The sequence below is a fragment of the Caballeronia glebae genome (genome assembly GCF_001545035.1).
Classification (GTDB): Bacteria; Pseudomonadota; Gammaproteobacteria; order Burkholderiales; family Burkholderiaceae; genus Caballeronia; species Caballeronia glebae.
Genome location: NZ_FCOJ02000119.1, coordinates 1 through 8,272, shown reverse-complemented (window position 1 = coordinate 8,272; position 8,272 = coordinate 1). Strand labels below are relative to the sequence as shown.

At 63.8% G+C, this 8,272-nt stretch carries 1 protein-coding gene; it reads left to right on the top strand.

Features of this window, described 5'->3' with window-relative positions; all coding sequences use genetic code 11:
• Nucleotides 1-8,272 (top strand): beta strand repeat-containing protein (locus tag AWB82_RS35850; RefSeq protein ID WP_143756985.1); only part of this gene is annotated, 8,272 nt, incomplete at both ends.

Sequence of the window (8,272 nt, the reverse complement as noted above, 5' to 3'; positions counted from 1 at the left end):
GCTGATCGGCAACGAGTATGGTGTCGGTGTCAGCAATCGTGGCGTCCTGGCCGCCCAAGCGGGCGACCTGACGCTCAGGAGTAACGGGCAACTCGTGCTCGCCGGCACGACTCAGGCGAGCGGTTCGATCAGCGCCAACGCCGCGCAAGGAATCGATAACAGTGGTACGACCTACGCGCAGCGCGATGTGGTCGTATCCACGTCAGGAACCTTGACCAACAGCGGCACGCTGGCCGCGCAGCAGAACACGAGCGTCAATGCGGGCAGTATCGCCTCGACCGGCACGCTCGGCGCGGGCATCAATCAGGACGGCTCGATTGCTCAAGGCGGAGATCTGACGGTCACGGCGTCGGGCGCATTGGACGCCAATGGCCGCAACGCAGCCGGCGGCAATGCAACGTTCGCGAGTGCTTCGATGAATCTCGCGGGTAGTTCGACCACCGCGAACGGTAATCTCGCCTTGATAGCCAATGCGGGCGACATGAACGTCTCGCGTGCGACCTCGACCGCGGGCGGCGTCATCAATGTCAATGCCGCGGGTACGCTCGCGACCGACAACGGCGCGCTCAAATCGGGTGGCGCGCAGTCGATCACGGCGGGCGCGCTGTCGAATCGCAACGGGCAGATCATTTCCGGCGGCTGGCTCACGGCGAACATCGTCAATGCGATCCTGAATCAGGGCGGAACGATCCAGTCGGCTGGATCGCTCGCCGCTCGCGCGGGCAGCGTCGACAACTCAGCCGGACACTTCACCTCGCTCAACGCGGACCGACTGAGCCTCACCGTCTCGGGCCTCTTGAACAACGCACAGGGCGGCACGATCGGCGGTAATGGCAGTGTGACGGCGCAGGCCGGTCAGCTCATCAACGCCGGTTCGATCACGGCGGTTCAGAACCTCGTAGCGGGTGCCGCGCAGTGGCTCGCAAACTCGGGTGCGCTTGCCGCCAACGGTAATACGATCGTTTCAGCCGGCACGACACTCACTGATGCGGGTGGCGCGATCTCCGCCGGACAAACGGCGACCGTCAAAGCCGCAACGCTCGATAACAGCAACGGCACGATCACCGGCGATCAATTGAGCGTCACCGCGACCAACCTCGTCAATCACAACGGCACGCTCACGCAGACCGGCATGGGTGCGACCACGCTTGCCGTCAGTGGCACGCTGGACAATGCAGAAGGAACCATCGCGACCAACGCGACGTCGTTGTCGCTTACGCCGGGCGCACTCATCAACGAAAGCGGCAAGATTCTTCACGCGGGCACGGGTACGTTGTCCATCGACACGGGCGCGTTGTCCAACGACCGTGGCACGATCATCACCGATGGCGCGCTCGTAGCGAAGGTGCGTGGCGCATTATCGAATCAGAGCGGCGAGATCCAGGCCGCACGCGCAATCGATGCACGTGCCGACAGCGTGGCGAATGCGAACGGACATATCGCTTCGCTGGACGCCAGCGGCTTGTCGCTGTCTGCGACCACCCGACTGGATAACGGCGCGTTCGGGAGCGTCGGCGGCAATGGCAATGTGAACGTGCAAGCCGGTCAACTCGTCAATGCGGGCTCGATCACGGCGGTGCAGAATCTTGTCGCCACGGCTACGCAGTCGCTTGCGAACGCCGGCACGCTCGCCGCGAACGGCAATACGACCGTTACGTCCGGCACGACGCTTACCGATGCGGGCGGCTCGATCTCCGCCGGCCAAACGGCGACCGTCAGAGCCGCGACGCTGGATAACAGCAATGGCACGATCACGGGCGATCAACTGAACGTCAGTGCAACGAACCTCGTCAACCATAACGGCGCACTCACGCAAACCGGCACGAGGGCAACCACGCTTGCTGTTACGGGCACGCTCGATAACGCCAAAGGCGCAATCGCGACAAATGCCCGCGACCTGAGCCTGACGCCCGCCGAGCTGATCAACGACGACGGCAAGATCACCGACTCTGGCGCGGGCACCCTGTCGATTAGCACGAGTTCGTTGTCCAACGTGAACGGGACGATCTCGACCAACGGCGCATTGAACGCGAACGTGAGCGGCGCGCTCTCGAACCGGGGCGGCACGATGCAGGCGAGCGGTGCGTTGAGTGCGTCCGCGGGGAGTCTTGATAACGGCGCGGGCAGGATCGCTTCGCTTAACGCCGACGGCCTGAACTTCATTGTCTCGGGCTTGTTGAACAATGCGCAGGGCGGCACGATCGGCGGCAACGGCAATGTCGTCGCGCAAGCGGGACAAATCGTCAACGCGGGTTCGATCACCGCCGTGCAGGACCTCGTCGCCGCAGCCACGCAATCGCTGCTCAACTCAGGGACGCTGGCCGCGAACGGCCGGGCGACGGTGACCGCCGGCACGACGCTGACGGATTTCGGCGCTATCTCCGCCGGCCGCACTGCGACCGTGAAGGCCACGACGCTCGACAACAGTCATGGCGCGATTATCGGTGCTCAACTGAACGTCGCTGCTACGGACCTCGTCAACCACAACGGCACGCTCACGCAAACCGGCACGGACACAACGACGCTCGCGGTCACTGGCACGCTGGACAATGCCAGCGGCACGATTGCGACCAACGCCCGTGACCTGAGCATGGCGCCGGCTGCGCTGATCAACGACGGCGGAAGGATCACGGATTCAGGCACGGGCACGCTGTCGATCAACACCGGTTCGTTGTCGAACGTGAATGGCACGATTGCGACCAACGGTGCATTGAACGCCAACGTGAGCGGCGCGCTATCAAATTGGAGCGGCACGTTGCAGTCGGGCGGCGCGTTGCGTGCATCGGCGGCAAGTCTCGAAAACGGCAACGGTCGCATCACGGCGCTGAACAGCAACAGCGTGACGCTCACCACGACCGGCCTGCTCAACAACGCAGAGAACGGGTTGATCGCGAGCAACGGCGACGTGAGCGGGCAGGCAGGCACGTTGGTCAATGCCGGATCGATCACCGCGATGCAAAACCTGATCGCGCGCGCGGTGCAGACGCTCTTCAATGGCGGCACGCTTGCCGCGAACGGCATGACCACGGTGTCCGCCGGCACGATGCTGACCAACGCTGGCACGATCGCGGGCAGCCAACTGGCGCTATCGACCTATGATCTGATCAATCGCAACGGCACGATCACGCAGGTGGGCGCGGGTGCGACGCGCTTCACGATCAGCGGAACCCTGAATAACACATTGGGTTCGATTCAGACCAACGCGGCGGACCTGACAATCACGCCCGCCGCACTGCTGAATGACAACGGCGTCATCACCAGTTCCGGCACGGGCACGCTGTCGGTCCAGACGACGAATGCGATCTCGAACAACGGCGGCACGATTGCCACCAATGGCGCACTCGATATCAAAGGTGGCGCGCTCTCCAATCAGAGCGGCACGCTGGCCGCTCAAACATCCGTGTCGCTCGATGTGGCCTCGCTCGATAACCGCAACGGCGGCTATGTCGGTGCGCAGAACGTCTCGATCACGGACGCGGGCGCGCTGGATAATCGCGGCGGCATCATCCAAGCGAATGGCTCCTTGAACGTTCAGGCGCAGGCCATCGCCAACGACCAGGGCGCGATCGCCAACGGCGGGCCCAGCGCGACCACCGTCAATGCGCGCGGTGCATTGAGCAACACCGGGGACGGATTGATCGGCGGCAATGGCGATGTGAGCGTGTCGGGCGATAGCGTCGATAACTCCGGCGGTACGTTGGTTGCGGGAGGCACGCTCTCGGCGCAGTCGAGTGGGCGGATCACGAACCGCGCCGGTTTGATGCAGGCCGGCCAGGACCTCTCGGTGAGCGCGCTGGGCGACATCGACAATGTCGGCGGCCAAATCGAGGCGGACGGCGCGACGTCCACTCTGTCGATGTCGGGCGCATCGATCGACAATTCAAACGGCCGCGTTGCCAATAGCGGAACGGGCGCGACGACGATCACGGCCGATGTCATCGTCAACAACAATGCAAACGGCGTGGCGGGGGCAGGCACGATCGGCGGCAATGGCGATGTGTCGGTGAACGCGCGCGCGCTGTCGAACACGAACGGTGCGCAAGTGCTCGCCGGGCACGATCTGGCGCTAACCATCGCGCAACTGGCGGACAATACGAACGCGACGCTCTCGGGCGCGAACGCGCTCACGCTCAACGGCCGGAATGCGGCATTACTGAACGCGGGCGGCTCCGTCCACGCGAATGGGGCGATGAGCCTGGATACCGCGTCGATCGATAATTCCACGGGCCGCATCGGAAACGATCAGGGCAGCGGCGGCAGCGTCACGATCAGGACCGGCGCGCTCGCCAATCAGAACGGCGCCATCGGCAGCGATCAAAACCTCACGCTCACGACGAACACGCTGACTGGAGACGGTCGAATCATTGTGGGCAACGACGGCGCGGTGACCCTCGATGGCGATTACACGCTCGACGGCGTGAATCAGATTCAGGCCAATCGCGATCTGAGCTTCACGACTACGGGCACGTTCACGAACCAGGGCACGCTCGCGGCGGTCAACGCGTTGACGGTCAATGCAAACAACGTCGATAACCAGGCGAGCGGAGACCTGAACTCGGCGAGCACGACCGTCAATGCGAAGAACACGATCACGAACCAAGGCCGCATCGAAGGCGATACGGTTTCGACCCAAAGCGCGACGCTTGCGAACACCGGAACGATCATAGGTAGTGTGGTCACGGTGAACGGCACGCAGTCGGTCGCCAACGTCGGCGCGGCGGCGGTGATGGCGGCGGCCTCCGAGCTGAATGTCTATTCGCGCGGCGACATCAGCAACACGCAAGGCGCGAACCTGTTTAGTCTCGGCAACATCAACATCGCGGGCGACGCCACGCGCGATGCGAATGGCCTGCTGGCGACGCGTGCAAATTCGGTAACCAACGATCAATCGACGATCGAAGCGCTGGGCAACATCGAGGTCGCGACCGATACGTTGACGAACACGCGTCCCGCACCGACGGTAGAGACGGTGACCACTGATGTCGAGGAGGAGCACCAGACCAAACGGGCGAAGTACATCGCGTGTAATGGCGGCACAAGTGCGAGCGACCCTGGAGGCCCGACGGGTTCCGGCTGCAACCAGACGCTATTCGACTACGGCTACAAGACTCCGTTAAATGTGAGTTTCAGCGCCGCCGATGTTGAGTCGAGCACGAGCGGGCCGGCTGCCGTGGATCGCGTGCTCGTCGTCGACATCGACGGTACGCCCACGACGATCTACTACAACACGCTCACGGAAAACAGCAACGGTACGATCACGGTCAACTACTGGGACGCCTACGATCCGCACATCAACTACGACCCGGCCACGGAGTATCTGACGCGCGGCGACGCACACAACGGCTGGCAGCGCGTGGAAGTCGCGCGTGACACGACCACGACGACGCAACGGGACCGGGTGGCGGGTGCGCAAGCGCCGCAGGCCCAATTGCTCGCCGGAGGCGCGATGACGCTGGCGAACGTGGGCATCGTCAACAACGCGTACAGCGCCATCGCGGCGGGTGATGCAATCCGCATCGGCAATGCCGCGCAAAACGGCGAACTCGATGCGAGCGGCAACGGCAATGTGGGCGGCACGATCGTCAACAACATCGGCCAGACGTTGTATCAGTATCAGCGGCAGGATATCGTCTCGACCTATGCGTGGAACGAGGACAAGAACCGTGACGTGGGCACGATCACGCAACCGTCGATCGTGCTGGCTCCGGTGGCCATCGGCGGCACGGGTGGTACGATCGTCGCGAACAATCTGATCGACATCTACGCACGCGAGGTGAACAACACGAACGTCGCGGCGGCCAGTTCGGCCACGGGCGCGACGGGCGGCACGCTTGGTGCGAATACCGCGATGACGCAGGTCTCGGGCGGCAGTGGAAATAGCGTGAGCGTGGCGGGCGGCACATCCGTGAATGCCGCAAGCGGCGATGCAGCGGGTACGGCCTCGGGCGGCGCCCGGGTGAATGCCGCGAGCGGCGATGCAGCAGGCACGGCCTCGGGCGGCGCCACGGTCAATACCGCGAACGGTTCGACGACGGGCACGGTCACGGGCAACGCCCAGACGGTCAACGCCCCGCAATCGGTGGCCGGTCCTACCGGGGCGCTGACCATCCCGCTGCCCACCAGCGGCCTGTACCACTACAACACGGCTCCGGACGCGCCGTATCTGATCGCAACCGATCCGCGTCTGACGAGCTACACGAGCTTCATCTCCAGCGACTACATGCTCAACGCGCTGAACCTCGATCCGATGAAGACCGAGAAGCGCCTGGGCGACGGTCTGTATGAGCAGCAACTCATCCGCAACCAGATCACGCAACTGGCGGGCCGGGTGTATCTGCAAGGCTACACGTCCGCCGAAGACGAATACCGTGCGCTGATGTCTAGCGGCGTGAATTATGCTCAGGCGTTCAATCTCATGCCGGGCATGGCATTGACGGCGGCGCAGATGGACGCGCTCACGAGCGACATCGTGTGGCTGGTGGATCAACTGGTCACGCTGCCCGATGGCACCACACAGCATGTGCTCGCACCCGTGGTGTATCTGGCGCAGGCGCACGCCAACGATCTTCAGCCGACTGGCGCATTGATCTCGGCTGACGATGTGCAAATTCATACCACCGGCAGTGTGACGAATAGCGGCGTGATCAAAGGTGGCACGCAGACGGTGATCACCGGCACGAACATTCTCAATCGCGGCGGCAGCATCGGCAGCGATGGCACGACGGTCATTTCCGCATCGAACGATCTGCTGAACGCATCGGGGCGCATCTCGGGCAATCGCGTGGCGGTGCTGGCGGGGCACGACATCGTCAACACGACGCTCGTCGATGCGGTGGGCGTGAGTTCGGCGGCGGGCAACAGCAAGGTTCAGCAGACGCTGGTCGGTGCGCAAGGCACGATCGTATCGACGGGCGATATGGTCGTGGCCGCGGGGCACGATCTGACGATGCATGGCGCGAGCATCAGCGCGGGCGGCAACGCGCAGATCACGGCGGGTCATGACATGCTCGTGGATACCGTTCAGTCGACGACTTCGCAATCGGTGGCGAAAAACGCCGATCACCATTGGGAAGAGAACACGACGCTGAATCAGACGAGCGGCATCAGCGCGGGCGGCAGTCTCGCGATGCAGTCGGGCAACGACATGACCTTCAAGGGTGCGCAGGTGAGCGCGGGCCAGGACATGGCGGTCGTGGCGGGTGGCAACCTGTCGGCAACCACAGTCACCGATAGCCGGAAGTTCGACAACGTTGCCACGGACGATCGCGACAAGTTTATCCAGCACAGCTACGACGAAGAGACGAAAGGCTCGACCTTCTCCGCGGGCGGCAACGCGACGCTCGCCGCTGTGAGCGCGGACAAGAGTCGCGGAAACGTGACGCTCACGGGCTCGTCGCTCGGGACCGATGCCGGCGCGGCGAATATCGTGGCTACGGGCGATGTGACGCTCAACGATGGGCGCGAGGAGCACGACGATTACGCGTATCGGCATTCCGAGCGCGGTAGCGTCGTGCACAGCACCACGACCGACCAGATGCAGAACACGCAGACGAATATCGGCGTGGGCAGCACGGTATCGGGCGATTCCGTGAACATCCAGTCGGGCCACGATCTGACGATCAAGGGCGCATCGATCGTTGGCCAGAACGACGTGAATCTGACGGCGGCGAATAACGTCACGGTGACGACCACGCAGGACACCCAAAGCGGGTCGAGCTATGACCATCAGAGCGAGTCGGGGCTGATGGGCAATGGCGCCCTCTCGATGACCGTCGGCACGCGCTCGCAAACAGACGAACAGCAATCGCGCGCCGTGACCCACAATGGCAGCGTGGTCGGCTCGCTCGATGGCAATCTGAACATCAAGGCGGCCAACGCCCTGAACGTGATGGATAGCACGCTGCACGCGGGGCAGGACGTGAGTCTGTCCGGCAAGTCGGTCTCGATCGGCTCGGCCTACGACACGAATAACGAAGCGGAGCAGCATCGTTATCGGCAATCGGGCGTGACGGTGGGCGTGAGCAACGCGGTGGTGGCGGCCGGGCAGACGGCGCAGCAGATGGGACAAGCCGCGCGCAACGTGAACGGCGATGCGCGGCTGATCGCGTTGGCGGGCGCGACCACGGCGCTGGCGGCGAAGAACGCCTACGACGCGGTGGGCGGCGATCCGATCAAGGCGGCGACCACGGTGGGTGTCAACGTGTCGGCGGGGTCGAGCAAGAGTCAGAGCCAGTCGCAGTCGAGTGCGAGCACGGCGCAGGGCAGCACGATT